The sequence below is a fragment of the Candidatus Limnocylindrales bacterium genome (genome assembly GCA_035559535.1).
Classification (GTDB): Bacteria; Moduliflexota; Moduliflexia; order Moduliflexales; family JAUQPW01; genus JAUQPW01.
The window spans coordinates 328,692-354,785 of sequence record DATMBG010000051.1 but is presented as its reverse complement, the minus strand read 5'-3'; the positions used below and the strand labels follow the sequence as shown (position 1 = coordinate 354,785).

23 protein-coding genes are annotated in these 26,094 nt (G+C 45.8%); 16 read left to right on the top strand and 7 right to left on the bottom strand.

Going from position 1 to position 26,094, the window contains the following annotated elements; genetic code table 11:
* Positions 1-13 precede the first annotated feature (13 nt).
* The 3 genes from gshB (at position 14) to VNM22_20020 (ending at position 4,776) form a co-directional block, all read left to right on the top strand.
* Positions 14-970, top strand: a complete 957-nt coding sequence (gene gshB, locus VNM22_20030; protein HWP49458.1) for a glutathione synthase — start codon at positions 14-16, stop codon at positions 968-970.
* Positions 971-1,594: 624 nt separating this feature from the next.
* Positions 1,595-3,586, top strand: a complete 1,992-nt coding sequence (locus tag VNM22_20025) for an acetoacetate--CoA ligase (protein HWP49457.1) — start codon at positions 1,595-1,597, stop codon at positions 3,584-3,586.
* A 44-nt stretch (positions 3,587-3,630) separates the two neighbouring features.
* Positions 3,631-4,776: an acyl-CoA dehydrogenase gene (locus VNM22_20020; protein HWP49456.1), complete on the top strand. Its 1,146-nt coding sequence runs from the start codon at positions 3,631-3,633 to the stop codon at positions 4,774-4,776.
* 151 nt (positions 4,777-4,927) lie between these two features.
* Here the strand turns inward: VNM22_20020 and VNM22_20015 are convergent, their stop codons facing one another.
* A complete protein-coding gene (locus VNM22_20015; protein HWP49455.1) occupies positions 4,928-5,926 on the bottom strand; it encodes a TIGR02281 family clan AA aspartic protease in 999 nt (332 codons plus the stop codon).
* A gap of 233 nt (positions 5,927-6,159) precedes the next feature.
* On the bottom strand, positions 6,160-6,447 hold the full coding sequence (locus VNM22_20010; GenBank protein ID HWP49454.1) for a hypothetical protein: 288 nt from the start codon (positions 6,445-6,447) through the stop codon (positions 6,160-6,162).
* Between the two features lie 419 nt (positions 6,448-6,866).
* Between VNM22_20010 and VNM22_20005 the strand changes: the two genes are divergently transcribed.
* Positions 6,867-7,805, top strand: coding sequence for a M23 family metallopeptidase (locus VNM22_20005; GenBank protein ID HWP49453.1), 939 nt, complete (start codon positions 6,867-6,869; stop codon positions 7,803-7,805).
* Between the two features lie 154 nt (positions 7,806-7,959).
* On the opposite strand, the gene VNM22_20000 is transcribed toward VNM22_20005, so the two are convergent.
* From VNM22_20000 to VNM22_19985, 4 genes are all read right to left on the bottom strand, one after another.
* The gene (locus tag VNM22_20000; GenBank protein ID HWP49452.1) at positions 7,960-8,469 is read right to left on the bottom strand and encodes a hypothetical protein; all 510 of its coding nucleotides are present in this window, start codon (positions 8,467-8,469) and stop codon (positions 7,960-7,962) included.
* Between the two features lie 488 nt (positions 8,470-8,957).
* Positions 8,958-9,956 carry a cytochrome d ubiquinol oxidase subunit II gene (locus VNM22_19995; GenBank protein ID HWP49451.1) on the bottom strand — a complete coding sequence of 333 codons (999 nt, stop codon included), beginning with the start codon at positions 9,954-9,956 and terminating at the stop codon, positions 8,958-8,960.
* Positions 9,937-11,286: a cytochrome ubiquinol oxidase subunit I gene (locus tag VNM22_19990; protein HWP49450.1), complete on the bottom strand. Its 1,350-nt coding sequence runs from the start codon at positions 11,284-11,286 to the stop codon at positions 9,937-9,939. The genes VNM22_19995 and VNM22_19990 overlap by 20 nt, the downstream gene beginning before the upstream one ends.
* Positions 11,287-11,378: 92 nt before the next feature.
* Positions 11,379-12,431 (bottom strand): tetratricopeptide repeat protein, encoded by a 1,053-nt coding sequence (locus tag VNM22_19985; GenBank protein HWP49449.1) that lies wholly within the window; start codon positions 12,429-12,431, stop codon positions 11,379-11,381.
* A gap of 364 nt (positions 12,432-12,795) precedes the next feature.
* On the opposite strand from VNM22_19985, the gene VNM22_19980 reads away from it, so the two are divergent.
* The 8 genes from VNM22_19980 (at position 12,796) to VNM22_19945 (ending at position 19,760) form a co-directional block, all read left to right on the top strand.
* Complete coding sequence (locus VNM22_19980; protein HWP49448.1) at positions 12,796-13,152, top strand: hypothetical protein; 357 nt, start codon at positions 12,796-12,798, stop codon at positions 13,150-13,152.
* A 304-nt stretch (positions 13,153-13,456) separates the two neighbouring features.
* Positions 13,457-14,128: a hypothetical protein gene (locus VNM22_19975; GenBank protein ID HWP49447.1), complete on the top strand. Its 672-nt coding sequence runs from the start codon at positions 13,457-13,459 to the stop codon at positions 14,126-14,128.
* Positions 14,129-14,263: 135 nt separating this feature from the next.
* Positions 14,264-14,692, top strand: coding sequence for a DnaJ domain-containing protein (locus tag VNM22_19970; protein HWP49446.1), 429 nt, complete (start codon positions 14,264-14,266; stop codon positions 14,690-14,692).
* Positions 14,661-16,214: a glutamine-hydrolyzing GMP synthase gene (guaA, locus tag VNM22_19965; GenBank protein HWP49445.1), complete on the top strand. Its 1,554-nt coding sequence runs from the start codon at positions 14,661-14,663 to the stop codon at positions 16,212-16,214. Before VNM22_19970 ends, guaA begins: the two co-directional genes overlap by 32 nt.
* A gap of 99 nt (positions 16,215-16,313) precedes the next feature.
* Positions 16,314-16,943, top strand: a complete 630-nt coding sequence (locus tag VNM22_19960; GenBank protein HWP49444.1) for a hypothetical protein — start codon at positions 16,314-16,316, stop codon at positions 16,941-16,943.
* 874 nt (positions 16,944-17,817) lie between these two features.
* On the top strand, positions 17,818-18,729 hold the full coding sequence (locus tag VNM22_19955; GenBank protein ID HWP49443.1) for a hypothetical protein: 912 nt from the start codon (positions 17,818-17,820) through the stop codon (positions 18,727-18,729).
* A 192-nt stretch (positions 18,730-18,921) separates the two neighbouring features.
* Positions 18,922-19,242, top strand: coding sequence for an NIPSNAP family protein (locus VNM22_19950; protein ID HWP49442.1), 321 nt, complete (start codon positions 18,922-18,924; stop codon positions 19,240-19,242).
* Between the two features lie 11 nt (positions 19,243-19,253).
* Positions 19,254-19,760, top strand: a complete 507-nt coding sequence (locus VNM22_19945) for a nitroreductase family protein (GenBank protein HWP49441.1) — start codon at positions 19,254-19,256, stop codon at positions 19,758-19,760.
* Positions 19,761-20,152: 392 nt separating this feature from the next.
* On the opposite strand, the gene VNM22_19940 is transcribed toward VNM22_19945, so the two are convergent.
* Positions 20,153-21,058, bottom strand: a complete 906-nt coding sequence (locus tag VNM22_19940) for an LLM class F420-dependent oxidoreductase (GenBank protein ID HWP49440.1) — start codon at positions 21,056-21,058, stop codon at positions 20,153-20,155.
* A gap of 319 nt (positions 21,059-21,377) precedes the next feature.
* Between VNM22_19940 and glmU the strand changes: the two genes are divergently transcribed.
* The 4 genes from glmU (at position 21,378) to VNM22_19920 (ending at position 26,019) form a co-directional block, all read left to right on the top strand.
* Positions 21,378-22,520 carry a bifunctional sugar-1-phosphate nucleotidylyltransferase/acetyltransferase gene (glmU, locus tag VNM22_19935; protein HWP49439.1) on the top strand — a complete coding sequence of 381 codons (1,143 nt, stop codon included), beginning with the start codon at positions 21,378-21,380 and terminating at the stop codon, positions 22,518-22,520.
* A 124-nt stretch (positions 22,521-22,644) separates the two neighbouring features.
* Complete coding sequence (gene ubiE, locus VNM22_19930; protein ID HWP49438.1) at positions 22,645-23,367, top strand: bifunctional demethylmenaquinone methyltransferase/2-methoxy-6-polyprenyl-1,4-benzoquinol methylase UbiE; 723 nt, start codon at positions 22,645-22,647, stop codon at positions 23,365-23,367.
* Positions 23,368-23,405: 38 nt separating this feature from the next.
* The gene (locus tag VNM22_19925; protein HWP49437.1) at positions 23,406-24,578 is read left to right on the top strand and encodes an MraY family glycosyltransferase; all 1,173 of its coding nucleotides are present in this window, start codon (positions 23,406-23,408) and stop codon (positions 24,576-24,578) included.
* A gap of 142 nt (positions 24,579-24,720) precedes the next feature.
* Positions 24,721-26,019 carry an FAD-dependent oxidoreductase gene (locus VNM22_19920; protein HWP49436.1) on the top strand — a complete coding sequence of 433 codons (1,299 nt, stop codon included), beginning with the start codon at positions 24,721-24,723 and terminating at the stop codon, positions 26,017-26,019.
* The last annotated feature ends 75 nt before the right edge of the window (positions 26,020-26,094 follow it).

The following is a 26,094-nucleotide window of genomic DNA, read 5'->3' as shown; positions in this document are numbered from 1 at the left end:
GAGAGTAGGAGGTATGAACCGAGGTTTCAAAATTGGTTTTATCATGGATCCTGTGGAAGCTTTAACGCCGGAGGAAGATACCAGTTTCTCCATTCTTATGGAGTGTCAGCGGCGAGGTCATCGAATTTTTTATATTCACTTGGAGGATTTACTGGTTTATCGAGGCGTGGCCATGGCCGAATTACAGCAAGTCAAAGTAAGCCCTCTATTTGAAGTTATCCCTGAGGGAGCCAAAGAGAAAAGACCGCTCAGTTGGTTAGATGTGGTTTTTAATCGGAAGGAACCCCCCTTTAATATGGATTATATCTATGCCACTTATATTTTGAGTTTAACGGGCGGTAAAACCTTTTTGATCAACGATCCTCAGGGAATTCGAGGGGCCAACGAGAAGCTTTATGCACTCAATTTTCCGGATATTACGCCGGAGACTTGTGTTTCTAAAAATCCCTTACGGCTTAAAGCTTTCCTCAAAGAGGTCGGGGGAGAGATGGTCATTAAACCTCTCAATGAGCGGGGAGGGCATGGGGTTTTGTATCTTCGTGAAGGAGACAAGAATCTCAATGCCATCCTGGAAGTCTCGACCCAAAACGGGCGAGAGTACATCGTAGCCCAGAGGTACCTGCCGGAATCCCGACAAGGGGATAAACGAATTTTAATACTGGATGGAGAGCCAATTGGAGCGTTTCTTCGACTCCCACCTGAAGAAGACTTCCGGGCCAACATGCACGTAGGAGGAAAAGCCGTTAAAGCAGATCTAACGGATACAGATCGGCAGATTTGTTCGGTATTATCTGAAAGGTTTCGGCAAGATGGATTATACTTTGTAGGGATTGATGTTATTGGAAATAAGGTGACCGAAATCAATGTGACCAGTCCAGCCGGAATTCCGGAGATTAATGCCTTTAATCATGTCAGGTTGGAAGAAAAGGTGGTAGATTTTTTAGAGAAAAAGGTAGAGGAGAGAAAATAAAACTTCACGCCAGTGCTCGCTTTCAGGATGCAGGTACAGGAATAAATCCGTTGGGGTTGTGGGGGAGTAAGAAGCTATCATTAAATGGAAATTTTTAATTCTGCCTACGAACCCTTGACTTTTTCTATCCATGATCCGGTACTCCTGCGAAACCGGCTCTGTAACCCATATATCACCTTCTTAAAGACAGGAAGTAGCCTGTAAGGGGAAAGATTTGGATTAGACATATCCACCCCGTTCCTTTGTAGTGTAGGGAGCAACTCAGAAATAAGTCCTCACCGATCCCCCCCTAAGTAGGACTACCGGTAGAGAGGATTTAAACCGTTAATCTGCTTGCTAATTACCCGGATTTTATTTTATTATATTGATAACTCCATGGGGCATTTAATCCTCCGCAGTTGGTTGGACAAAGCAGAGGCCCGCGGTACGCTCGTTCTCTGAATCCTTGTTCCGGCATAATTGAAAAAATAATCCCAAATTTCTATCTGCGTTCGCCATAGAGGGGTATAGAGATAGCTCGCCGACAGAAGAAGGTAAAAAGCCAGATTCTGAAAGGGTTGCCTGGCTTTAGTGGTTTGCTTCTGGAATAAGGAAAAGAGAAAAAACAACCTAAGGAGTTAAGTTATGGAAGAAATTCTCTGGAAACCTTCCGAGGAATTTATAAAAACAACGAGAATGACGGCCTTTACAGAATGGCTGGGTCGTAAAATCGGGAGAACTTTTCCGGATTATGGCTCTCTTCATCAATGGAGTATAGAAAATATTGAAGCATTTTGGGAATCTTACCTGGAATTTACAGACGTTCGATATAGCAAACCCCACGATCAGGTCTTGAATACCCACCAAATGCTGGGTGCCCGTTGGTTTTCCGGGATGGAATTAAACTTTGCCGAGAATATCTTGGCCAGGGACTTTCAGGGTCCTGCCATTGTTTATTATATTGAGAAACCTCCAGACGCCTCAAGGGTCAAGGGTTCTTATTCTGGTGAATACAGCTATTCCGAATTGAGGACCCTGGTGGCTCGATGTGCCCGGGGACTTCGGAAAGCCGGAATTAAGCCGGGGGATAGGGTTGCCGGTTATGTGGCCAATGTGCCGGAAGCAATCATTGCCTGTCTGGCCTGTGCAAGTATCGGTGCCAGTTGGAGTAGTGCTTCTCCAGACTTTGGGTTGGAAGCTCTCTGTGATCGTTTCCAACAAGTCGAACCGAAGCTTATTTTTGCGTCTACCCACTATCGGTATGGCGGTAAGACCTATTACACGGATAAGATCGTCAGGGAACTGCCTCACCGACTCCCTTCGGTTCAGACCATCGTATCGATTCCCTATCCGGTGGGAGAAGCCCCCGTATCGGGCGACATGACCTGGGAGGAGTTTCTGGGGCCAACCGATGCCCCTGAATTAACTTTTACCCAGGTCCCTTTTGATCATCCGCTCTATATCCTGTTTTCTTCTGGAACCACAGGAGCTCCCAAATGCATAGTTCATGGAACCGGTGGGACTTTACTTCAACATAGAAAGGAGTTAGAGCTCCATAGCAATATAGGTCCGGGGGATTCCTTACTTTACTTTACGACCTGTGGATGGATGATGTGGAACTGGCAGTTAAGTGCGTTATCCCTGGGTGCCAGACTGTGTCTCTACGATGGTAATCCAGCTTATCCCGAACCGGCTACCCTGTGGCGTGTAGCAGACCAACTGGGTGTCACCCATCTGGGCACGAGCGGTCGTTATATAGAGAGTTGCATGAAAAGTCAACCTCCTATAGAACCCAGAAGCTTGGGAGAAATGCCTTCTCTGCGTACTGTTCTTTATACAGGATCTCCCCTTTCCCCCAATGGATTTCGGTGGGTTTATCAGGTTGTAAAAAAGGAAGTTCATCTGGCAGGAATCTGCGGAGGTACGGATATAATCTCCTGTTTCATTCTGGGGAATCCCAACCTACCGGTTATTGCAGGCGAAATCCAGTGCAAAGGATTGGGTGTGGATGTTGTGGCATTGAATGAAAAGGGGGAAGTTGTGGTGGGAGAGCCCGGGGAACTGGTTTGTCGTAAACCTCTTCCCTCGATGCCTCTGGGTTTTCTCAATGATCCCGATGGGCAGCGTTATTATAAAGCCTATTTTGATTTCTATCCTGGACTCTGGCGTCACGGAGATTATGTGCAATTTATGCCGGGTGGCGGGGTTATCGTATACGGCCGTAGTGATGCCACCTTAAATCCGGGGGGGGTTCGAATCGGGAGTGCTGAGATTTATTCAGCTTTAGATCCTCTGGATTTTATCAAGGGATCTGTAGTGGTTGGATGGAAACCTCCCGATCAGTCCGATGAAGTCATGGTTCTTTGTGTAGTTTTATCCGGTGGACAAACCTTAAATGCTTCCATAGAGCAGGAGATCCGTCGAACCATCCGAGAAAAATGTTCCCCCCGGCATGTTCCCCGGTATATTTTTCAAATTTCAGAAGTTCCCATCACACGAAGTGGTAAAACTGTAGAACTTAGTGTGAAAGCCATACTGGCAGGTAAAACGGTTTCTAACCTGACTGCCTTAGCAAACCCGCAGGTATTAGAGGAATTCGAACAAATCCGACAAAAATTATTAAAGGCCCATTGTTAGTTATAGGCGCGAAGCCCTATGATTAACAACGGACAATGGATGGTATGATGTATTATCCCCTCAGTGAGGATGAAAGAATGATTCAAGAAATGGTTCGGAAGCTGGCCCAAAGTGAAATTGCACCGAGAGCTCGGGAAGCCGATGAGAAAGAGCAAATACCGCCGGAAAATATCCGTGTGATGGCAGAGCACGGGTTGTTTGGTATGTATATCCCGCCGGAGTATGGCGGAACCGGTATGTCCCGGCTGGCTTTTGCCATTGTGGTTGAAGAGATCTCCAGGGCGTGTGCGGCTACGGGCACGTTTATAGCTGATCAATCTCTGGGAACCTATCCCATCATTTTAGACGGAAATGAAGAGCAAAAACGGAAATACCTGCCGAAATCGGCTACCGGTGAGAAGATTTTCGCATTTGCCTTAAGCGAACCTAATTCGGGTTCTGATGTGGCCAGCATGCAAACTACGGCAGACCGGGAGGGAGATTACTATGTGCTGAACGGCCAGAAACAGTGGATCACCAATGGGGATATAGCCGATTACGTCATTGTCTTTGCTAAGACCGATAAAACCAAGGGAGCCAAAGGAATTAGTGCTTTTATTGTGGACAGTAAAACCCCGGGATTTCGGGTGGGGAAGAAAGAGTTAAAACTGGGAATTCGGGGTTCTTCTACAGTAGCTCTCCATTTTGAAAACTGTCGGGTCCATAAGGATGAAATGCTAGGCTCGGAAGGAGAAGGGTTTAAGGTGGCCATGAAAACCCTGGATATGACCCGGCCCAGTGTAGGAGCCCAGGCGGTTGGAATTGCCCAGGCTGCCTTTGATTTGGCTTTAAAGTACAGTAAGGAACGAAAACAATTTGGACAGCCTATTGGACAGTTCCAGGGAATTCAATTTATGTTGGCAGATATGGCCATGAAGATCCATGCAGCCCGGCTGATGGTTTACAATTCAGCCCAGGCCATTGATGCCCGTCAGGGTCGAGCTACCGTGGAGGCTTCGATGGCTAAGTGCTTTGCCTCAGATATAGCTATGGAAGTAACTATCGATGCGGTTCAGATTTTTGGGGGTTATGGGTATAGTCGAGAGTACCCGGTGGAACGATTAATGCGAGATGCTAAAATTACCCAGATCTATGAAGGTACCAATCAGATTCAACGGGTGATTATCGCGGAAAACCTGCTGAGGGAATAAAAATGGATATGTGAGGATAGCGTGCTTTAGACGCTACGATCTCGATGGGTCAGACAGGAAGGGGAAGGGGGGGAGCCAGGGAATGTGGGTGTAGGGAAATTAAAAATTAGGAAACAGAGTGCTTTTCTCCCGTACCCTGGGCTCTCACACTTTATTTATGCACGAGGATTTGACCCAGCAGATTCCTGGCATTTTCATGGTTAGGATCTAATTCCAAGACTCGTCTTAATTCGATTTCAGCCTGTTGGTAATTTCCCTGAGCGGTATAAATAACGGCCAGCATATAGCGAGCTTCCGGTAAATAGGAATTGGTTTTCAAAAGCTCCTGTGCCTCGATAAGGGCACTGGGGTATTTTTTTTGCTTGAAATAAACAACCCCGAGATAATAATGGGCTTCAACCGCCTGTTTGCAAAGTTCAAGGGCTTTTTTATAAAAAGAAGCTTCTTCATCGGAACCGTTGTTGAGGGTTCGCCCCTTTTGAATCATTTCTCTGGCCGTAACACAATCTTCCTCGCTCCCTGTAATACTTTCCGGTGAACGGTCTGAATTCCTTTCCAGGATTAAATGCCCCTGGGAAGAATCCACTGTGACCCGAAATTTATTCAAAAAACTTAATCCTAAAAGCCCGTCGACCTCGTTTGAAGGATCTAACCCATCATGAAGAGCCGTTTCGACATTGCGAACTTCTAACTCTCCTACCTTGATTGAGTTAACTTTAATAAGAGGTACGGTCACTTTGCCATTAGCCGTCTGTAAGGTTGTCTTTACTGTAGAAGGGGAAGGGGTTATACCTAACTCTCTGGCCGTGGCAGAAGAAATAACCGTGTAGGTCGCTCCCGTATCTACAATAAACTTTTTGGTCAATTGATTATTTAATAAAACCTCAATGAGAATCGCCGAGCCACGACGTTCAAAACCAATAACCGTCCGATTAGGCCTATATTCTGAAGAAACTAACTCAGCTTGATAAGGAAGCCAGTTATCTCCTCTTTTGACTTCCACATTTTCTACCCGACCTGTAGGCAAGGTAGTTGTATAAACATATTTACCATTTGCATCCTTCCATCTATAAACCTCTCCAAATACAGGACATATAATTATAAACCCCCATAAAACTACCCCTAAAAGATACCGAAAGGATGGGGTCATTATGATCACCGTTCTCCTAAATCCATTGAAACCTCAAGGGAAACCTATAACCAGTTTTTATGGGTAGTGACAGGTAGTTGACTAGAGTCCTGAACCTCCCATGTTCACAGGTGATGAAGGTATTCCCAGAATTTTATATCGGGTTCTGAGGATTCATTCCCTTGAAATTCAAAGTCTAGTAGTAGCAAAGCAGCCCTTGATTCGCCCTTAATTCGACTTCCAGATTATCGCATTTAGCGACGGCGTCTTCTATACATGTCATCTTCGTCTTCTTCTTCATACTCATCATAATCCTCTTCATCATCGTAGTCTTCATCATCATAATCCTCTTCATCATCGTAATAATCATCATTTCGCCTTTTATTCAGAATCACCAGGCCTTCTCCCCTAAACATATTTAACCCATCTGGAATCAGATAGAAGGTTTCATTGGGGGTCGAAGCTGCTTTATCTTCTGCAAGCAGAAGGTTTTCTTTATTCTCTGAGGTTATTAATTTTTTTGGAATAGTTAAAACTTTCATAATGGATGGTATTCTCCCGAAATTCCTCTGCCATACTTAAAAGTAGAAACAAAGCTTGATATAAAAATAACTTCTCAGTTTGTGGGTACCTGCCTTGTTTCTACTGAAACATAGAATAGCAGATAAATTCGCCTCCCATCTTGAGTGGTTAAAAATTTAACTCAGGATTATTATTTCATGCCTAGGGTTTTACTTAACTTTGAAGTTAAGTTATTGCACTCTAAATATAGTAGAGTCTCTCCCTTCTGTCAATGAGTAACCGGGGGTTAATTTTTGCTTTACAAGAAGAATAACTTTTGATAGCGTAACAGTCCTGTCAGCTTATAATATATAATGAAGGGATACCCCTGTTGAGGGCTCACAGATGAAAACCTAAGGATGTTCTCAAACCTGCGGGTGAACAAGGTGAACAAGAGGTTATGTTGAAAGTACTCCCGGATAAAATTACCAAGAAAATCACCGATAAAGTTCCAAGTAAAGCGTTACCGATTACTATTCAAATTCTTGTTATTATCCTGGTGGTGGGTTTAGTAGGGGGTATTAAGATTTTAATAAGTCCCCCTGAGAAAAAACCGGTTCCTGCTCCACCTCCCCCTCCGGCACCTGTTGCCGTACCGAAATACTTTCAAGACTATCTGGAAGTTATTACCCGAGCGGACAAAATTGTGAGTGAAAATCCAACCGCTTTTAAGAATTTAAATGAAGTCTCTCTCACGAATATCCAGGGTGTTTTTCAGATGCCCATCAAAAAACCTGTTAGCTACACACAACTCAGATTACCTGGGGATCCCCGGGGTTATCGTAATGATGTTCATCAAGGAACCGATATCTATGGACTTCCCTGGCGAGAAAAGGTCTATCCTATAGCCCCCGGTGTGATCATTCGGATTGACAAAAATTATGTGCCTTTAACCAAAGCGACCCGGGATAGAATGCTTGAGCTGACCAAGACAAAGTGGCATGGAACTCCGGGGTCTTTGACCATTCCTTCAGCGGAACAGCCCTATGGAAATGTTCTAGATAAATTACGAGGTCGACAGGTCTGGATTTACCATGGAAAGAACAAAAATCGAGAACCCGTTTTAACCATGTACGCCCACTTATCCGATGTCAATGATCAACTGAAAGTTTATGATGTGGTTGGGATAGATCACGTGATTGGATTTGTGGGAAATTCAGGAACCAGTGGAGAGGTTGAGCATAGTAAGACCAAGGAAGTTCACCTGCATTTCGAGATTTTTGTTGGGGATCGTTACTGGACTCCTAAAAAAGATTGGGAAATCGGTAAGATGCAGGACATAGCTCGTTATCAGGAACTTCAGGAAAGCGTCATTAAATTGATCCCTTCTCACTACTAAGGGTTAAGCGACGACTTTAGTGGTTCCTTTTATTTTATAGGAAAAAGACTAAAGTCGTTCCCACCTTTCCTGTAACTTCAGGGACAACGAACAGACTTCCTTTCTCAAAGATCTTTAAATTAACCGTTTTAGCATCCTTCCGGTTTCAACCCCCTCACTTCCTCGATTCCGGCTCTTTTTGGGTATCCTCGGCTGCTTTCTCCGAGGTCACCACAGGCTTGAAATCTGATCGAATTTCTGTATGGCGTACCTTTCCCCCTAAATTTGCCGTCCATGTCAGCAATCCTATACTAATCGCAGCCAGTATCAACGAGGCTTTGACAAGCCAATTTGGAAGGTTTTCCAAATGGCGAAAGTAAAACAATCCCCCCAAGGCGACCAGACCCAGGATTTCAACAGCTATCAGGGTTATGAGGGCAGCCTCTTCATGTTCTTCTACAACCGATTCTGTTACCCCCGGAAGATGTTCGATTACTTTCGCTGCTGGTTCACCTGTAAAGTATACCGGTAGTGCAAGCAGGGCGATAATAATGAAAACCCCCAAACTTACTCTTGTGAGCTCTTCACTTTTCTTTACCAGAGCAAAGGCCAATAAGAGAAAACCAAATACCATGCCTATCACCGGGAAATGATTGAGGATTAAATGGATATGTGCCAGGTTCATAAATTTTACCTCCTAAAAGATATTAGGTAGAGCTTTTAAAATTAAATCAGGGATACCTTTCTTCCGACTATCCTATGATTTTCGACATCAGGTAAGACTTTAAAACACTCTCTATAGGCAAGCTGAGTTAAGTTAAAATTAGCTATTAATTTCCAAACCGGAAGATCTATAATGAAAAAACGAGATTCCCGGAAGAGGAACCCATTTACTGTAAAAGTGTTACTTTTAAGGAGACAGGGGATGTTGTAGGGTTGCCCTTCAACAGAGCTTTCAGCCCAGAGATGGTTTAAGAGATTCTTTTATTTACCTTAACTCTATAGCATCCAGTTTACTCTGTTCCCCTTATGGGGTGTCAAGTAAAATTCCTCTACCTCTTGGAATCCCTTTTCCAGGGATAAGATCCCTGCTATCAATCCAAAGGGGACTTTCTTCTTAACTTTAACGAAGGCCTGTTATTTAGATCGATCTTTAAGGGTTTTAAAAGCTTTCTAGCCTTTAAAGATACGATAGAGATAGTAAAAGGAGGGAAAAAGTACCAACGCACCGCTTCCAAGGGCTACGAGGAGCAGGCGGAGGGTTATGGTGGGAGCAGCTGCATTAAAGACGGTGATATCCGGCACGATCAGGTAGGGAAACTGAGCAACTCCCCAACCCCAAAGGATGAGTGTGATCTGTCCTGCTGCGCAAAACCTGGCCATATGAAACCTGCGGGTCCAGAGGGCAAAGATGGCTCCCGTTGCAAAGACTGCCGTAGAGAGTTGTAAGGGCCAGGTCCACCAACTCTGACTCAGACCTTGTCGTATGAGAGGGGCTCCTGTTCCCGAGAGTAGGAAAACCAGGAGCGCAACAGGACCTACCACAAAGGCTGAAACCAGGGCACGGCGGCGAAAATCTTCCTGTAGCTCTGGATCCTCCGTTTCCAGGGTTAAGTACACTGCCGCGAGAAATGCAAATAAAACCAGGGCAAACAGGCCAACTGCCAGGGGGAATGGAGCCAGCCAGGGACGAACAAAATCGGCTACCACCCATCTGTCCTTAAGGCGAATCTGGCCTGATGCAATGGCACCCAAAACAGTACCGAGAAGCAGAGGAGTAACCAGACTGGCTATAGAGAAAACGCGACCCCACCGGCGCTGTATTCTATCTTCTTTAGTTCCATAGGTACGAAAGGCAAAGGCCGAACCCCGTAGGACAATTCCCAGGAGCATGAGGGTTAGCGGAATATGCAACGCGGTGGCAATAACAGCAAAGGCCAGAGGGAAGCCTGTGAACAGAACTACAATAACCAAAATGAGCCAGACATGATTGGCTTCCCAGATAGGGCCAATGGCCTCTGCAATCAACTCACGTTGTGCTTTAGCCCGGGGCCCCCAGGCCAGCAAGTCCCATACTCCACCTCCATAATCTGCTCCACCCATCAGGGCATAGAGGGTCAAGGAAATCATCATGACACCGGCAAGGATCCCTTCAAGGGGTAATATACTCATTGTCTTTAGGCTGTTCTGGAAGATCAGACTTCACTACCCGGGGACTCTCCCTGACCTGGTGGAGCAGTAGCCAGATTACAACCATAGCCAGGAAGAGGTAGAGTAGCGTAAACATAATAAAAGGGATCTTAAGTCCTGGCATCGGGGTTAAAGCTTCTGTCGTCCGCATGATCCCGTAGATAATCCAGGGTTGTCGTCCGACTTCTGTGACTATCCAGCCGGCTTCTATGGCCAGGAACCCCAGGGGCGTAGCTGCCGCTACGGCACGTAGGAACCCTCGTGAATCGAAGAAAGTTCTGTGTCGCCAAAGGAGCCACAGGCCCCAAAGGGCAATTCCCATCATGGCAAATCCCGCGGCTACCATGACCTGGAAAGCAATATGAACGATCTTTACCGGAGGCCACTGATCCCGAGGGACTGCATCGAGTCCCTTTACCGTTGCTTGGGGATCATGGAAGGCAAGCAGGCTCAGACCATAGGGGATCTCCAGGGCATAGCGGGTTATACCCGCTTCTACGTCCGGGATCCCTCCGATTCGTAAGGGGGCTCCGGATTCTGTTTGGAATTGTCCTTCAAAGGCAGCCAGCTTTACAGGTTGATTTCGGGCAACGGTTCGGGCGAGGATATCTCCACTCAGAGGCTGAAGAATGGCCGTAATTCCGCCGATAACCAGGGCAATGGAAAAGGCTCGTCGGTGAAACAGGTTCTGATGATCCCGTAATAAAAGAAAAGCGTGAATACCGGCCACTGCAAATCCTGTGGCTGCGTAGGCTGCAAGGATCATATGAAGTGTTTGTGAAAAAGCAGCCGGATTAAGCAGGGCGGCTATAGGGTCGATATCCACCGGTCGACCTTCCACAAGACGAAATCCCGTCGGAGTATTCATCCAGGCGTTAGCTATGACGACAAAAATACCGGAGGCGGCCCCACTCAAGGCAACTAAAAGACCGGATAAAATATGCATGTGGGATGATACCCGTTGCCAGCCGTAGAGGTAAATTCCCAGGAAAATGGCCTCGGTGAAAAATGCAAACCCTTCCAGTGAAAAGGGCATCCCGATGATAGAACCGGCCCAACCCATGAAGTTAGGCCATAATAGACCTAACTCAAACGAGAGGACGGTACCAGAAACCGCCCCAACGGCAAATAAGATGGCCGTGCCCTTTGCCCATCGTTTGGTAAGCATCAGATAAACCTCTTCACCCGTCCGCAACCAAAACCATTCGGCTATGACCATCATTAACGGCATGGCAATCCCGATAACGGCAAAAATGATATGAAAGGCCAATGAAATGGCCATTTGTAAGCGTGCAGCCAATAAGTCATCCATAACAAAGAAATTAAGAAAATCTTCGGTTAAAACCTGACTGTTGCTTAAGTTCTTGAATAGTGAAAGACCTGAGAAGGAGATTCTCTAAGTCCTCACTTCTTAAGTTTCTGCTGGGCCTGCTCCAGGCGGGATTGAATGGTTTTGTTATCCTTGGATTTCACGGCAGCTTTCTTCAACCATTCTACCGCTTCTGGATACATCCCTTTTTTGTAATACCCCCAACCCAGGGTTCCCATCACTTCAGGAAATTCCGGTTTAAGCTCCAGGGCTTTCTGAGCCTGTTGGATCCCCTCATCAAGATTAAGATCCTTATCGATTAAGATTTGAGCCAGTCGTTGGCGGACTCCAGGATCTTTCGGGGCAAGTCGAATTACCGTATTAAATTGTTTAATGGCTTCCGGGTACTTGCCTTGTTCTGCATAGATAAGACCTAATTCATTATAAGCTTCTGGATCATCGGGTTGAATTTTGGTAATCGTCTGGAATTCCTGGATAGCTTCGTCTGTTTTTTTCTGCAAAAGATACGCATGCCCTAATCGGTGATGGGCTCCCATATGATTCGGATTGGCCTGGATAGCCTCTTTAAGCTCAGCAATTGCCTGATCATATTGTCCTTTCTGACTATAAATTTCTCCCAGCCCAATATGGGCACCTGGATCTTTTGGGTTCAGTTGAACCGCCTTTTTGAAATGTTTAAGAGCTTCATCCGGGTTTCCCTGAAGATAAACAACCCAGCCCAGATTTACATAGGCATCTACATAGTCCGGTTTCAGTTTAATGGCTTCCGCCAAAGCTTTAATAGCTTCGGCTGGCTGCTTCTGGACGTTATAGATAGATCCCAGGGTATAGTAAGCCGCCGCATAATCCGGCTTTATCTTGATAGCCTCTTGGGCCAGTTGAAGGGCTTGATGGGGGTCTCCTAAGATAAGGTAAAGGGAGGCTAAACTGTTATAGGCCTCCACATAATCCGGCTTTAACTTGATAGCTTCGACGAAAGCTTTGACGGCTTCCACGTACTTACCGGTTTGAGTAAAGGCCAGCCCCGCTTTAAAATGTTCCTCTGCCGTGGTAGGCTGTTCGGCGTAGCCGGGTTGTAAAGGAACCAGAAAAAAGAAAGTCAATAAAAGTATGAGTCGTTTTTTCATGATTATCTCCTTTTTATCCTGTAAAATTTAGTTTTATTTGTAAATCTACCCTTACCGAAAAATTTATATTTTTTCCAACCCCCTGTCTCTAGGTTAGACATAAGTGTCTCTTTATAGAGACAAAAAGTTTTTTTCTAATCTCCCAGACTTTTCCAGTAATTGAGGCCTGATCTATCTTTATAAATCATTCTTTTTGTCTCTTTTTAAAAGACAAACAGGTCTATCCGAAAGAAGCAAAAATCGCTAATCTGGCCTTAAATAACCAACTTAGGACGAATTTAAGTATTCTGGCATTAGACTTGCTCCTAAAAGAGAATAGCGGTTAGCCTATACCCATAACCCTTTAATTTCACGGAGGTTTAAGATGAATTCTTCAAACTTAAAATTACTGATCTCCATTTTAATGGTGATAACTTTACTGGCAGTTAATCTAAAGGTTCTTTCGGCTTCAGAGGAAAAACAAACCATTACCGGCCACATTTACTGTGTAGTACCCACCGCAGAGGGGATTCGGTTAGAACCCGGGGTTTGTCCCGGAGGGGATCACCCCCATATCGTCAAAACCCAAGATGGACAGTTGGTTCTTCTTCAGGAGTCCCCTCTCCTCAAAGATATTCCCAAATTAACGGCAGAACAAAAGAAAAATGTGGAAATAGAAGGCAAATTTGTTGGAAAGACAACCTTCGGTCCGGAATCCGTTAAGTGGCCATGGCTCAGATAGATCCGACAGACAGAGTTTGGGCTGATATCCGCTCCTTTTCGAAATTTACCCTAATCTGTTTCACCCCGTTCGCCCTTCTATAGGCCCAGGGCGAACGGGGAAGGTCGGAGGTTTACGGCCGATTTCCCAACAGAGTGGGTATTACCGCCCCTTTGTAAGCACAAACCCCGGCAGATATTCTTAAATAGAACCACCCCTGGTGAAAATATTCCTCCAAAATAGACTTTTTTATTGACAGACTTCTCTATTTTCGATAGGTTTTCAGCATATCCCCAATTATCAAATAAGAGGAGGTTATAAAACTATGCCCAATGCCCGTCAGGTTATCGACGAAGTTAAACGGGAGCTTCAGGAGGTTGAGAATAAAATCTGTCAGCATCCTTATCTTAAGGCTCTTGAAAACGGACAGATTAAAAAAGATAAACTTAAACTCTTTGTGGGTGAGCAGAGCCACATTATCCGAAGTGACCTTTGCAGTGTCGCCTTACTTCTCTCTCGATACGGGCTCTCGCCCAGTCGAGATTTCTTCTGGATGGTTCTGCAGGGGGAAAAGGCAGCCCTTGAGGCCGTATCCCTGTTGGCCCATGCCTTACAGATGACTCCCGAAGAGCTGTCCGACTACGAACCCAAAGCCGGTGCTTATGCTTACACTGCTTACATGGCCTGGATGGCCTTATATGCGTCTGATGCAGAAGTAGCCGCCGCTTATCTGGTCAACTTTACAGCCTGGGGGGATAACTGTGCCCGAATGGAAAAAGCGTTACAGGAGAAGTATCGGTTAACGGGTATGGATCTGGTCTTTTTTTCCATTTTTAGCACACCTCCCGAAGATTTTGAAGCCAAGGCACTTGCGGTCGTTGAAGCAGGTTTATCTCGAGGCGTAGAGGTTCGCTTGATTCGCCGTGCGGCCCGGCTCCTGCAGAATTATGAGCTGATGTACTGGGATACCCTTTATAGTCTCTCTACCATTGGTTGATCAGAGATCCATGCCCAGAGGGATATCTTACCTTACTTTCTACCCTTGACAAATGCCTTTACAGTTTCGATATTCTATTTAATTCCTGAAGGGTTGTATTCCCTATTTCTTCGATAAAGAAAGATCTAAATAACCATGGGCTACTTAACACGGCGTATATCGACACTTTTAAAATCCAATCTGAACCATTGGATTGATAAAGTTTGGAGGACAGGATGGGATATAGATCCAGATTGGGAGGATCTCCTCAACGAAAATGAAACCAAACAAACCGGGCAGGATCAGCAGCAAAAGCAGAAGAGACGGCAACAGGCACAGGCCCCAACAGGTTCCTCTTTACCGGATTATTATGAAATATTAGAAGTTCACTACAAAGCGAGTCCGGAGGTTATCGAAAAAGCCTATAAAGCTCTGGCCGCCAAGTATCATCCTGATAAGCAACCACCCCATCAAAGGGCCTGGGCAGAAGCTAAAATGAAGCAGATCAACGAGGCCTATTCCTACCTACGGGATCCTAAGAAACGAAGGGAATATGATGCGAAACGTGGATATTCAGCAGGATAAGATTGCGATCTTAGATTTTGGTTCCCAATACAGCCAGCTCATTGCCCGGCGGGTTCGGGAAAGTCAGGTCTATTGCGAAATTCTTCCATTTAATGTCCCGGCCCAACGGCTTAGAGAATATAGAGGAATTATCCTGTCAGGAGGCCCGGCCAGCGTCTATGAACCGGATGCCCCTCTGTGTGATAAGGCCCTTTTTTCGCTTAACGTCCCGATTCTGGGAGTTTGTTATGGCATGCAACTGATCGCCCATCTATTACAGGGAGAAGTGGTTCGGGCTACAAAACGGGAGTACGGAAAAGCGGAGTTATTTTTTGATAGCTCCGAGGAATTTTTTCAGGGCATCCAGGCTCCATCCACGACGGTATGGATGAGCCATGGGGATCAAATTGTCAGGCTTCCAGAGGATTTTATCTCCATAGCCCATACCGACAACGCTCCCTATGCAGCCATCAAACATCGAACCCGGCCTATCTTTGGAGTTCAATTCCATCCAGAAGTCGTTCATACCGTTCAGGGTCGCCAGATGCTTAAAAATTTCCTCTTTGAAATCTGTCATTGTACGCCCGGTTGGACCATGAGTTCCTTTATCCAACAGACTCTAGAAAAGATAAAAGCACAGGTCGGATCCCAGAAAGTCCTGTGCGCTTTGAGTGGAGGGGTAGATTCCTCGGTAGCAGCAGTTTTAACCCATAAAGCCGTAGGAGATCAGTTGACCTGTATTTTTGTGAACAACGGGTTGCTCCGTAAAGGTGAGGTAGAAAAGGTTTTAAATACCTTTGAAAAAGGTTTTAACATGAACCTGCGTTACATCGATGCCTCGGATCGATTCTTAGCGAAGTTAAAAGGCATCATAGAGCCGGAGCAAAAGCGGAAGATCATCGGAGAGGAATTTATTCGAATCTTTGAAGAAGAGGCCGGAAAGATGGGAGGAATTCGATTTTTGGTCCAGGGAACCCTTTATCCCGACGTGATTGAAAGTGTCTCTATTAAAGGACCTTCAGCAACTATCAAATCCCACCATAACGTGGGGGGGCTTCCTGCCCAGATGAATTTTGAATTGATAGAACCTCTCCGGGAGCTTTTTAAAGATGAGGTCCGGATGGTTGGAGAAAAATTAGGCCTACCGGAAGAAATTGTCTGGCGACAGCCCTTTCCGGGTCCTGGACTGGCCATTCGTGTTTTGGGAGAAGTTACTCCAGAACGATTAGATCTGGTCCGATCAGCCGATGAAATCGTGGTTCATGAGATCCAAAAAGCCGGACTCTACAAACAGATCTGGCAATCCTTTGCGGTCTTATTACCGATTAAATCGGTGGGAGTCATGGGAGATAGCCGGACTTATGAGTATGTACTGGCCATCCGAGCCGTTTATAGCCTGGATGGAATGACCGCCGACTGGGTTCCACTCCCTTATGAGCTTCTGGGAAAAATTTCTAACCGTATTATCAATGAAGTCCGGGGAATTAATCGGGTCGTCTATGATATTAGCTCAAAACCCCCCAGTACCATCGAATGGGAATAGGGTGAGAGCTGGGCGTCATCAGGGGGTTAGTCGGAGATTTACCCAAAATAATCTCCGGCGACCTTTACTTCTCCCGGATCAAATCCATAAACTACACAGATGAATCGGCTTATTACGACACTTTTCATCCTGGTTATTATTTTATTGACCCTTTTTACCGTGGCGGCCATCGAGGAGGTGAATAGCTTAAAATCTGCCTTAACCAAAACAGTCAGGCACTTTCGAGGTGCCGCAGCCCTTTCTCTCCCTTCGATGGTTAAATCCGACAACTCCCCTGCTAAAGAGGAGATCGAAGGGGGAGATTCTCAAGGGGACAGGTACAAAAACGTGAGTTTCAGCCTTACAGAGGAAAATCTAAATCGCCTGTTATCCCGGCAGAAGGTTTTTCTAAATGGCTCTTTAATCTGGCAAAGGGAGGCATCTTCTCGATTAGCCGATGGAAATATTACCGTGGATTCCTTCAATACCCTTCATGCCTTTGGGGTTAAAATTCTTCAATATCCGGGCTTTTCGGACTGGACTCTGGCAGTGCAGGAAGAAGGAATTGGGATTAAACTCAACGACTTAAGAATCATGAACCTCCCCGTTCCCTTTTCTACCTGGCTTTTCAGCAGGGTATCGGGTCGAGCTAAAGAGGATTGGGTTTATCTTCGTATTCCGGCCCGGCAAATCGTAGAAAAAGTAGAGATCTACGATGGAAAGCTCATGGTCAGTGGAAAAATCCGTTAACCCGACATTAAAGATTTTATCCTACAGGCATTGACCCTCCCATGCAGGAATGCCAGCTCTCCCATCCAGAGCTGGACAGGGTAACAGCTTATAAACTCTGGGCTATCATCGACCCAGGCCGGAGCATTCCTCTACCGGCGATTTCATGGCGAGATCTACTCTACGCCGCCTTTATCCTTGCCGAGTTAATAGGAGAAAGGGAAGGGAGGGGGCTAACCTCTTCAATTCTCCTTCCCCTCACTCCCTCTTCTTTATAGGTTCCAGGATAAGGATAAGAAGCCCTGTCAGGGACGAACCGTGGGTAGTCCCCGCCGCAGGTCGGGGGACTCAATAATTCAGAATTTTTTCAAACTCCCTAGCCGTATCCCGTTAAACAGGTCGTCCCGCTGGGGTTTAGTTTCCTCTGGCCCACGCCAGGGGCTATCCCCAGGTAGCCCCGTCGGGGCTAACCTTCTTATCCTGGCGCCTATGTCCTTAACCCCCTCTCCCAAAGCTTCGGGAGAGGAGGTACTTGGGGAGTTGATCTGGAGATTTGCCGGCTCCCCTCACCCCCACCCCTTCCCTGCCCGTCCACGGGGAGGGGAAGAGGGGCCGGGGGTGAGGGTAGGAGAGCCATACAGAATTAGCTTTATAAAATAATACTGGTTAGAAAAGGATTTTGGCGTATCTTAAAGAAGTGATGGAATTTAAGAATTGCCAAGGCTTTATACCATTTCCGTATAAAGTGTAGCCTGACGGGTAGGAACAGCCCTATGCCGTTGCCTTATGGAGAGACAATCCTGTAGGGCAATTCGACCTTCCGGCAGCCCTTTCGCGGTAAATGGATATTAGAAATAAAGGCTTATAGTGGTCCTTTATCCTCTCCAATAGGGTTATGAAATATGTGTATAAATTTTTATTAACCTTTATCCTGTTTGTTGCTCCCATTTACGGGATTGATTTGCTCCGGGGTAACTTTTCTCAATGGAAAAATATTCCTAATCCTGCCATCTCCCTGAGAGGAGGAAAGGACATTGGGTTTTCAGCCAAAACCGGAGAGGAGGTCAACCAACGGTTTGAGCCTGGAAAAGCCTCAACCCAACTATCAACCCTTGAAGATATTCAACTTCATGTTACAGATATGCCTTTAGGTCGTCTTTCTCGGTGGAAAGGAATTACCACCATCACCGTTTATATAGGTGGGGGAAAAGAAGAGGTCAACTTCCTGGACCAGAAGTATATCGTGGACAGTCACCAGTTTCTAACCGAAACCCTGGAAGAAATTAACCGGGAGTTTGAGGATGGAAAAGTCCCTATCCGATTGATAGAGGTTGGGGATACTCAGCAAGCAGATATCTTTTTGGGGTATTTTAGAGAATCTCACTATATTAAGAAGTACCGTAATGCGGATCTTACCCTTCTTTCCTATGTCATGTCTCGGTATGCAGGTGCCACAGTTATTTATGATCAAAAGGGGAGCGTATGGTCGCTCAGTAAAGATTACGACGATGGAAGTTATGCCGGGGTGGATGCTCTGGTAGAGGATGTATCCAACTTAGTTAAGCGAACCTGGGCGTTGAAGGCTTACGAAGGAACTCAACCGGTGCTTCCCAAGAATCGTTTGGATGCTTTGAGGTTGTTGGTTAAAGGAATTGCAAAACATGAGCTATTTCATGCTTTAGGACTGGCGCATGTGGAGGTAGACCGGGGTGAGGGTTGCTCTATCATGGCAACGAGCTCAGATCATATTTGCCTCAAACCCGCATCATGGGAATTGAATGCTTTAAAAGAAAAATGGAGTGGTTAAAGATTTTGCAGGATCGAAGGTAGTAACCTCTCATCCTCATTCTACATGGCAGTCCAAAGAGTCTGAAAGGTTTCAGGGGTATCTTCTGTATGGAATTTCTCCAATTCACTTTATTGCTATTTTAGGCAATTAGGAGTATGATATGCGTGTTGCACAGCAATATTTTCTGATAGGACTTGAAAGGAGAATACTATGTTTTTTGAACTTCGGCAATATCGCATCAAACCCGGACAGCGGGAAAGATGGGTGAAACTAATGGAAGAAAAGATAATACCCTTTCAGATCTCGAAAGGGATGGTAGTTGTGGGTAGTTTTGTGGGTCAGCAGGAAGAGGATCTCTACGTTTGGATACGGCGATTTGAGAGTGAGGAGGAGCGGGAGCGATTGTACAAGGAAGTCTACGAGAGTGATTTTTGGAAAAACGAAATTAAACCTCAGGTCGACGAGATGCTCGACCGTTCAAAAATACAAATCACCCGACTTGAGGCAACCCCCAAGTCCGTTATACGATAGGGAGGTCGGCCATGGACGTTTTTGAAGCGGTGCGGACGGTATTAGCCGTCCGGAGTTACCAGGATAAATCCATTCCACCGGATGTTGTCCGGCGGATTGTGGAGGCAGGGCGACTGACCGGGAGTAGTATGAACGGTCAACCCTGGCATTTTATTGTAGTCGAGGATCGAAATATGTTACGCCAACTGGGAGCGTTGGCCCGAACAGGACCTTACATTGCCCAGGCACCGTTAGCGATTGTGGTGGCGATTGAGAGGACGAAGTTTTCGGTCTCTGATGCGAGCCGGGCGATTCAATCCATGATCTTAACGGCATGGTCTGAAGGGGTGGGTTCGAACTGGGTAGGTTTTTTAGGATTAAACGCCGTCAAGCCCTTGCTGAACATCCCCGATGATCTGGACGTGTTGGCCATTGTTCCCTTTGGCTATCCAACGCAGGCCATTGGTAAAGGTAAGAAGAACCGCAAACCTCTTTCTGAGGTAGCCCATCGTGGGCGGTTTGGCCAACCCTTTGAATAATACCGGCCGGTTCGATGATTAAAATCCCCCGGGCTTACCAACCACATTGACCACTTTGGTCTTGAAGCCCCTGGGAAATTTGCGGCAACCTGTGCGGGGACTATTCTAACCCAACAGGGAGCGATGCCAACAGGATGCCTTGCATCTCTGCGAATCGGCCCTTCACCTTAACCAACAGGCTTAAATCTTCTTCTTATCGTCCTTACTTCAAGGGAAACTCAGGCTATCCCCCTTTGTGGATCAAATAATCCATTATTTCGGTTCTCCTTTTTCTTTGAGCTCTTCTACCGCATAAACCCTGAGGACAATCCCTGGGGACTGTCCCCTCTTAAAAGGGATCCCAGGGATCATCCTACGTCCTTACGCAACATTTTTATGATGGTGAAGGGATCCTACAGGTGGTTTTTTATTTCAGCCAGTTGTTCCATCGTTACCAGCATACTATCCAGGGTTTCGGAGATTAATTCCGGAACCCCATAAAACAAATCCAGGACCAGATAACTGATTCCGGCCTCCCGATACTTGTGGATGTTTTCAAGGATTTGAGAGGTGGGTCCCACTAAAGGATATTTACCCGAGTGGGGTTCGGGTTTTTGATGGATTTGCAATTGGGCCCGGAGGGCGACGGGAATTTTTTCGGCGTCCCGCCCCTTTTTTGCAGCTATTTCCCTAAACTGCTGAACCATCTGCTTGGCTTCGGATGGGGTCATAAAAGTGGGATGCCAGACATCTCCGAACTCTGCAGCGCGCCGCAAGGCTCCTTCACTTTTACCTCCAATCCAGATGGGAGGATGGGGTTTTTGAACAGGTTTTGGAAGGAATTTTATATCTGAAAATTGGAAGTATTTTCCTTGAAATTTAGGATCTTCACCGGTCCAGATCTCTTTTAGAATTTGAAGGGATTCGTTGCTGAGAGATCCTCTTTTTTCAAAGGGGACTCCAAGGGCATCGAATTCTTCTTTACACCAGCCTACTCCGAATCCACAAATAATCCTTCCGTCCGAAAGCTGATCGGCGGTAGCCAGGGCTTTAGCCAGAAATAATGGGTTTCGATAAGGAAGAATAATCACACTGGTCCCTAAGGGAATTCGATGGGTAATCGCCGTTAAATAAGACAATACCATCAGAGGCTCATAAAAAACTTCCCCAAACCGGGCAATATAAGGCTTAGGAATACCGATATGATCCGTAACCCAGATAGAATCATAGTTCAATTCCTCGGCTTTTTGGGCTACTCTGGTAATGGCTTTCTTGGAGGGAAACTGATTATAATGAGGTATGGTAATTCCAAATTTCATAGATATCTCCTTTAAAAGGTGTGGGATTCGCCGTCGGGAAAACAAGAAAAGAAAAGTTCTCTTCAAGGGTAACGATAAAAGGATTACCAGTCGGTGTCAAGATTAGAAAGCAAGAATTTTTTAATCGCTGTATCTTTATAGATTGAAACAGTTTTAATTGACCGGGATAGGACGCCCTGTTAAGGTTTCTTTAAAACCTGCCAGGTTTCAGGAGGAAGGTGACAATAATTGGCACTTAGTAGACGGAATGTGCATTACGAAGTGAATTCTCCGTAATACACAAACTGCCGTTTATCAACCCATGGTACAGGCTGTTATTATGGCTGCCGGGAAATCAACCCGAACTTATCCCTTAACCCTTACCCGACCCAAGCCCCTCCTTAAAATTGCCAATAAGCCCATTTTGGAACATCAGTTGGAGCAGTTAGTGGGTTTGGTAGAAGAAGTAATTCTTATTGTTGGATATCGGAAAGAGATGATACAGGCCTATTTCAGGAGCTCTTACCAGGGCCTTCCACTTCGATATGTGATCCAGGAAGAACAACTCGGCACAGGACATGCAGCAATGCAAGTACGAAGTTTGATTCGGGATCGTTTTGTTCTTTTAAATGGAGATGATCTCTATCATCGGGAGGACATTCAAGGATGTTTACAATATCCCTGCGCTGTCCTGGCCCAAGAAGTAAAAGACGCGAGAGACTACGGGGTTCTTATAATAGAACAGGGTCTTGTGAAGGATATAATAGAAAAATCCCAGGATCCACCCACTCGATTTGCCAATACTGGGCTATATGTTCTGGATGAAGCCGTTTTTGATATTCTCGAGGGGATCCAGCGAAGTCCTCGAGGGGAATATGAAATAACCTCGGCTATGAAAATACTTGCCCAGAGGGTATCCATTGTTTGTCGGTTTGTTCAAAAGTACTGGATTCCCATTGCTTATCCCTGGAGTCTGTTACAGGCCAATGAGCTTTTAATGAAAGAAGCCCGAAAGGATTATACAGAGTATGGAAGTGGAAAGCTGTGGGGAGGGTCTGGGATTCATATTGGAGAAGGGGTAAAAATAGATGGAATAGCATGGGTCGGTTCGGATTGTGTGATTGAATCGGAATGCTGGCTCAAAGGATTTGTGACCCTTGGGAAGAGTTGTTTTCTGGGTTCTGGAACGGTGGTGGAAAATTCTTTAATCGGAGATAGAACTCAAATAGGTTCTAGGTGCCAGATCTCAAATTCGGTTTTGGGAGAAGAAGTCCAGATTGGCTCCGGATTTAGAACCCTGTGTGAGCTGCCGGGAAATCCTACTGTCCGGGCCAGGGTAAAAAATTCCTGGGTAGATACCGGTCTAACAAAACTCGGGGTCATCTTGGGAGATCGTGTTCGGGTAGGGCAGAATGTGATAACCCATCCCGGCGTGTATGTGGACCCGGAAGTAGAGGTTCCGACAGGAAACGTTTTGAAGTAGGTTAAACGTTTCGTTTGATGAAGTGAATTCGCTGATTTCTTTATAATTATTAGAACATAGGCGGACTCGCTCCAGGTTACCCGGCATTTTGCTCCACAACCCGTCGGAAGGGTTTGTCAGATAAATGAAAAAAGAAGCAGAAACGATCCAAAAAATGTTTGCCAGGATCGCGTGGCGGTATGATTTTTTAAACCATTTCTTGAGTCTTTCCTTTGATCGATACTGGAGAAAAAAAGCGGTTCGAGAAGTTCGGTTGCCTGAAGGAGGGCTTGTTCTGGATGTCTGTTGTGGAACGGGAGATATGGCCATCGCTTTGCATAAGACGGTGCGAACCGAGCTGGCTTCATCGCCCCGGGTTCAAGTTGTTGGGGTGGATTTTTGTTACGAAATGCTTCAGTTAGCCCAGGAAAAAGTGAGAAAGACCCGACTCCCTATTCTGTTCCTTCAGGGAGACGCCCTCCAGCTCCCTTTTCCTGATTCTACCTTTGATACCGCTATGGTTGCCTTTGGAATACGGAATGTAGTAGATCGTAAGACCGGTTTGATCGAAATGTTGCGGGTTATTAAACCCGGAGGTCGATTGATCGTACTGGAGTTTTATAAACCCTCGCTCCCGTTGTTTTCGGCCTTTTATCTTATCTATTTCCGATATGTTTTGCCTTTTCTCGGTCGCATACTTTCCCGGGATACCCGGGCTTATTCTTATCTTCCGGCTTCCGTATTGGAGTTTTACACTCCTGAGGAATTTGGAAATCTCATGATTCAAGCAGGTTGTCAAGAAGTTCAATTTAGACGCCTGACGGGAGGTATCGTAGCCGTGCATGTAGGAGCTAAACCCGGTCAGTAATCCATCACCTTGGGTGCTACGAAACTTAGGAGTTAAACGTGAAGAATTTAGAAGAAACCATTGAACAACAAGGATTTAAAGTCCCTGCTTCAAGGGGTAAACGGAACCCTTTCAATATCAATGCAATCCTGATTTTTTCTATTTCGGTTATAACACTTATTTACCCTCAGCTATCGGGCCATTCGATTCTTTCTACTTTACCCGATCAATACGAGTTGTGGGGGCATCTCTTAACTTTTCTCTGTGCTTTATTTTTATCTCTTTACGGGACTCCCAGGGCCAGAGAGGCCGCCCTCCGATATAACATTGTCGATAAACCGGACGGTCGACTCAAAGTCCAGAAACATCCGGTACCTTATTTAGGTGGGATGGCTATTTATCTGGCTTTTCTCTTGACCATATCTTTAACCTTTCAGTTCGATCAGCGAGTTCTCGGACTGATTTTAGCAGGTTCTATGGTTGTTATTCTGGGACTTTTCGATGACCTGGGTGCTTTGACCCCCCAGGTAAAGTTTCTTGGTCAGTGCCTGGCGGTAGTCGTCCTTATCAAATCCGGGATCGTAATAGAAATTGGGATTTTCCCCGATTGGCTTAAACTTACCCTGACTGTTTTTTGGATGCTGGGAATCATTAATGCCATCAATATCATCGATATTATGGATGGACTTGCGAGCGGGGTGGCATTTTTTGCGTCTTTGATCCTCTTTGGAGTGGCTTATCTGAACGGTGCCGATATGATTGCGACCTTAACCATGGGACTGGCCGGAAGTCTTCTGGGATTTTTACGATATAACTTTCAACCAGCTCAGATTTACCTGGGAGATACTGGAAGTATGTTCATTGGCCTGATGTTAGGAGCTTTGGCCATGATTGGAAGCTATAGCTCAGAGAATTCGCTGGCCCTCCTTTCCCCTGTTTTAATCCTGGGAGTTCCTATTTTTGATACCCTCTTTGTGATGTATTTGCGATGGCGAAAAGGTCGCTCCATGTTTTTAGGAAGTAAAGATCACTATGCGCTTCGTTGCCGTGCCCTGGGATGGTCGGTCAAACAGGTGGTTCTGGTCAGCTATGGGGTTACGGTGATTTTAGGCCTCATAGCCTTGTGGCTTATCCAGCAAACTTCGGAAGTTTTACCGACTTTTGTCCTTGTTATCCTGGGACTTCTAACTTTGGTTGTGGCCAGGCGGTTGAGTCACGTGAAGATGGATTAATTGAAAAGTGTGGGGGTATGGGAGTATGGGAGTGGGGGGGTGTGGAAGTATGGAAGTTCTATCTTCTACTCCCACACTTCCACACCCCCCCACTCCCATACTCCCATACCCCCATACTTCCGTACTTCCATCCTAAATCTTCATGGGGGAAATCATTATTATCGGAGCAGGGTTGGCGGGTTTAAGTACCGCCTTTCATTTGGGACAAAACTATCAGATCTTTGAAAAAGAATCGGAGGTTGGGGGATTATGTAGATCCTTTGAAATCAACGGCTTTTCCTTTGATTATACCGGACACCTTCTTCATATGCGAGACCCTTATACGAAGGACCTCGTGGCCCGACTTTTGCCCGATGCTTTTGCCTCCCACTCCCGTCGGGCCTATATTTATTCCAAAGGTACCTACACAGAATATCCTTTCCAGGCCAATACCTATGGACTCTCCAAAGAGGTTATTAAAGAATGCATTGCAGGGTTTGTGGAAGCCTATTTGAAATTCCCAAATGGCCCCCAGTCAGCCGAATCTCTCTCCTTTGAAGATTGGGTATATCAAACTTTTGGGGCCGGAATTGCCAGGCATTTCATGATTCCTTATAATCAAAAACTCTGGCGGACTCCCTTGAAAGAAATAACTGCAGATTGGGTTTCCTGGTCCGTACCTCGGCCAACTTTAGATGAAATTCTAAATGGAGCCCTGGGGATTAAAAATCGCGCTTTTGGTTATAATCCTTCGTTCCTTTATCCCAAGCAAGGGGGAATTTGTCAGTTACCCCAATCTTTTACGAAGTATATTCAAAACCTGCATCTAAAAAAGAAAGTTGTAGAGATTTCCTTGCAACAGCGGACAATTTGCCTTGACGATAATACTGTTTATTCCTACGATGCCCTGGTCTCTACCATGCCCCTGCCCTCTCTCCTCCGCATTATCCGGGATTTACCTGAAGAAATTCGAAAAGCAGGTAAAACCCTTCGGTATTTGTCGGTTTATGATGTCAATTTAGGCGTTAAACGCCCTGGGATTTCCGACAAACACTGGATCTACTTTCCTGAACCTCAGTTTCCTTTTTATCGCGTTGGATTTCCCATGAATTATGCTCCTGATACCGTTCCCAAGGGGTGTAGTTCCATGTATGTTGAAGTCTCGCACCTACCGGAAGAGAAGATACCGGCCTCTCAATTGATGGAAGACGTCATGGCCGGGCTCATTCAATGTGGAATTCTACGGGATGAGGATGAGATTTTAGCCTCTAATATCGTGGATATCCCCTGTGCCTATGTCATCCACGATAGAAACCGGCAAGAAGCCTTGAAACTTATCCATCCTTACCTGGAAAGTCAGAATATCTATGCCATCGGCCGTTATGGCCGATGGGAGTACTCTTCCATGGAGCAGGCTATTTTAAGTGGTCGTGATATGGCCCTTAGATTACAAAGATTTTAACTATCTCGACCCTATTAAATGACCGAAAAACCCAGGTGGGACGACCTGTTTGTAGCCCGTACGGTCCCACCCCGG

Excerpts from the sequence above, each read along its gene's own strand:
- gshB (HWP49458.1), top strand. The coding sequence starts at position 14 with ATGAACCGAGGTTTCAAAATTGGTTTTATCATGGATCCTGTGGAAGCT.
- VNM22_20025 (HWP49457.1), top strand. The coding sequence starts at position 1,595 with ATGGAAGAAATTCTCTGGAAACCTTCCGAGGAATTTATAAAAACAACG.
- VNM22_20020 (HWP49456.1), top strand. The coding sequence starts at position 3,631 with ATGATGTATTATCCCCTCAGTGAGGATGAAAGAATGATTCAAGAAATG.
- VNM22_20015 (HWP49455.1), bottom strand. The coding sequence starts at position 5,926 with ATGACCCCATCCTTTCGGTATCTTTTAGGGGTAGTTTTATGGGGGTTT.
- VNM22_20010 (HWP49454.1), bottom strand. The coding sequence starts at position 6,447 with ATGAAAGTTTTAACTATTCCAAAAAAATTAATAACCTCAGAGAATAAA.
- VNM22_20005 (HWP49453.1), top strand. The coding sequence starts at position 6,867 with ATGTTGAAAGTACTCCCGGATAAAATTACCAAGAAAATCACCGATAAA.
- VNM22_20000 (HWP49452.1), bottom strand. The coding sequence starts at position 8,469 with ATGAACCTGGCACATATCCATTTAATCCTCAATCATTTCCCGGTGATA.
- VNM22_19995 (HWP49451.1), bottom strand. The coding sequence starts at position 9,956 with ATGAGTATATTACCCCTTGAAGGGATCCTTGCCGGTGTCATGATGATT.
- VNM22_19990 (HWP49450.1), bottom strand. The coding sequence starts at position 11,286 with ATGGATGACTTATTGGCTGCACGCTTACAAATGGCCATTTCATTGGCC.
- VNM22_19985 (HWP49449.1), bottom strand. The coding sequence starts at position 12,431 with ATGAAAAAACGACTCATACTTTTATTGACTTTCTTTTTTCTGGTTCCT.
- VNM22_19980 (HWP49448.1), top strand. The coding sequence starts at position 12,796 with ATGAATTCTTCAAACTTAAAATTACTGATCTCCATTTTAATGGTGATA.
- VNM22_19975 (HWP49447.1), top strand. The coding sequence starts at position 13,457 with ATGCCCAATGCCCGTCAGGTTATCGACGAAGTTAAACGGGAGCTTCAG.
- VNM22_19970 (HWP49446.1), top strand. The coding sequence starts at position 14,264 with ATGGGCTACTTAACACGGCGTATATCGACACTTTTAAAATCCAATCTG.
- guaA (HWP49445.1), top strand. The coding sequence starts at position 14,661 with ATGATGCGAAACGTGGATATTCAGCAGGATAAGATTGCGATCTTAGAT.
- VNM22_19960 (HWP49444.1), top strand. The coding sequence starts at position 16,314 with ATGAATCGGCTTATTACGACACTTTTCATCCTGGTTATTATTTTATTG.
- VNM22_19955 (HWP49443.1), top strand. The coding sequence starts at position 17,818 with ATGAAATATGTGTATAAATTTTTATTAACCTTTATCCTGTTTGTTGCT.
- VNM22_19950 (HWP49442.1), top strand. The coding sequence starts at position 18,922 with ATGTTTTTTGAACTTCGGCAATATCGCATCAAACCCGGACAGCGGGAA.
- VNM22_19945 (HWP49441.1), top strand. The coding sequence starts at position 19,254 with ATGGACGTTTTTGAAGCGGTGCGGACGGTATTAGCCGTCCGGAGTTAC.
- VNM22_19940 (HWP49440.1), bottom strand. The coding sequence starts at position 21,058 with ATGAAATTTGGAATTACCATACCTCATTATAATCAGTTTCCCTCCAAG.
- glmU (HWP49439.1), top strand. The coding sequence starts at position 21,378 with ATGGCTGCCGGGAAATCAACCCGAACTTATCCCTTAACCCTTACCCGA.
- ubiE (HWP49438.1), top strand. The coding sequence starts at position 22,645 with ATGAAAAAAGAAGCAGAAACGATCCAAAAAATGTTTGCCAGGATCGCG.
- VNM22_19920 (HWP49436.1), top strand. The coding sequence starts at position 24,721 with ATGGGGGAAATCATTATTATCGGAGCAGGGTTGGCGGGTTTAAGTACC.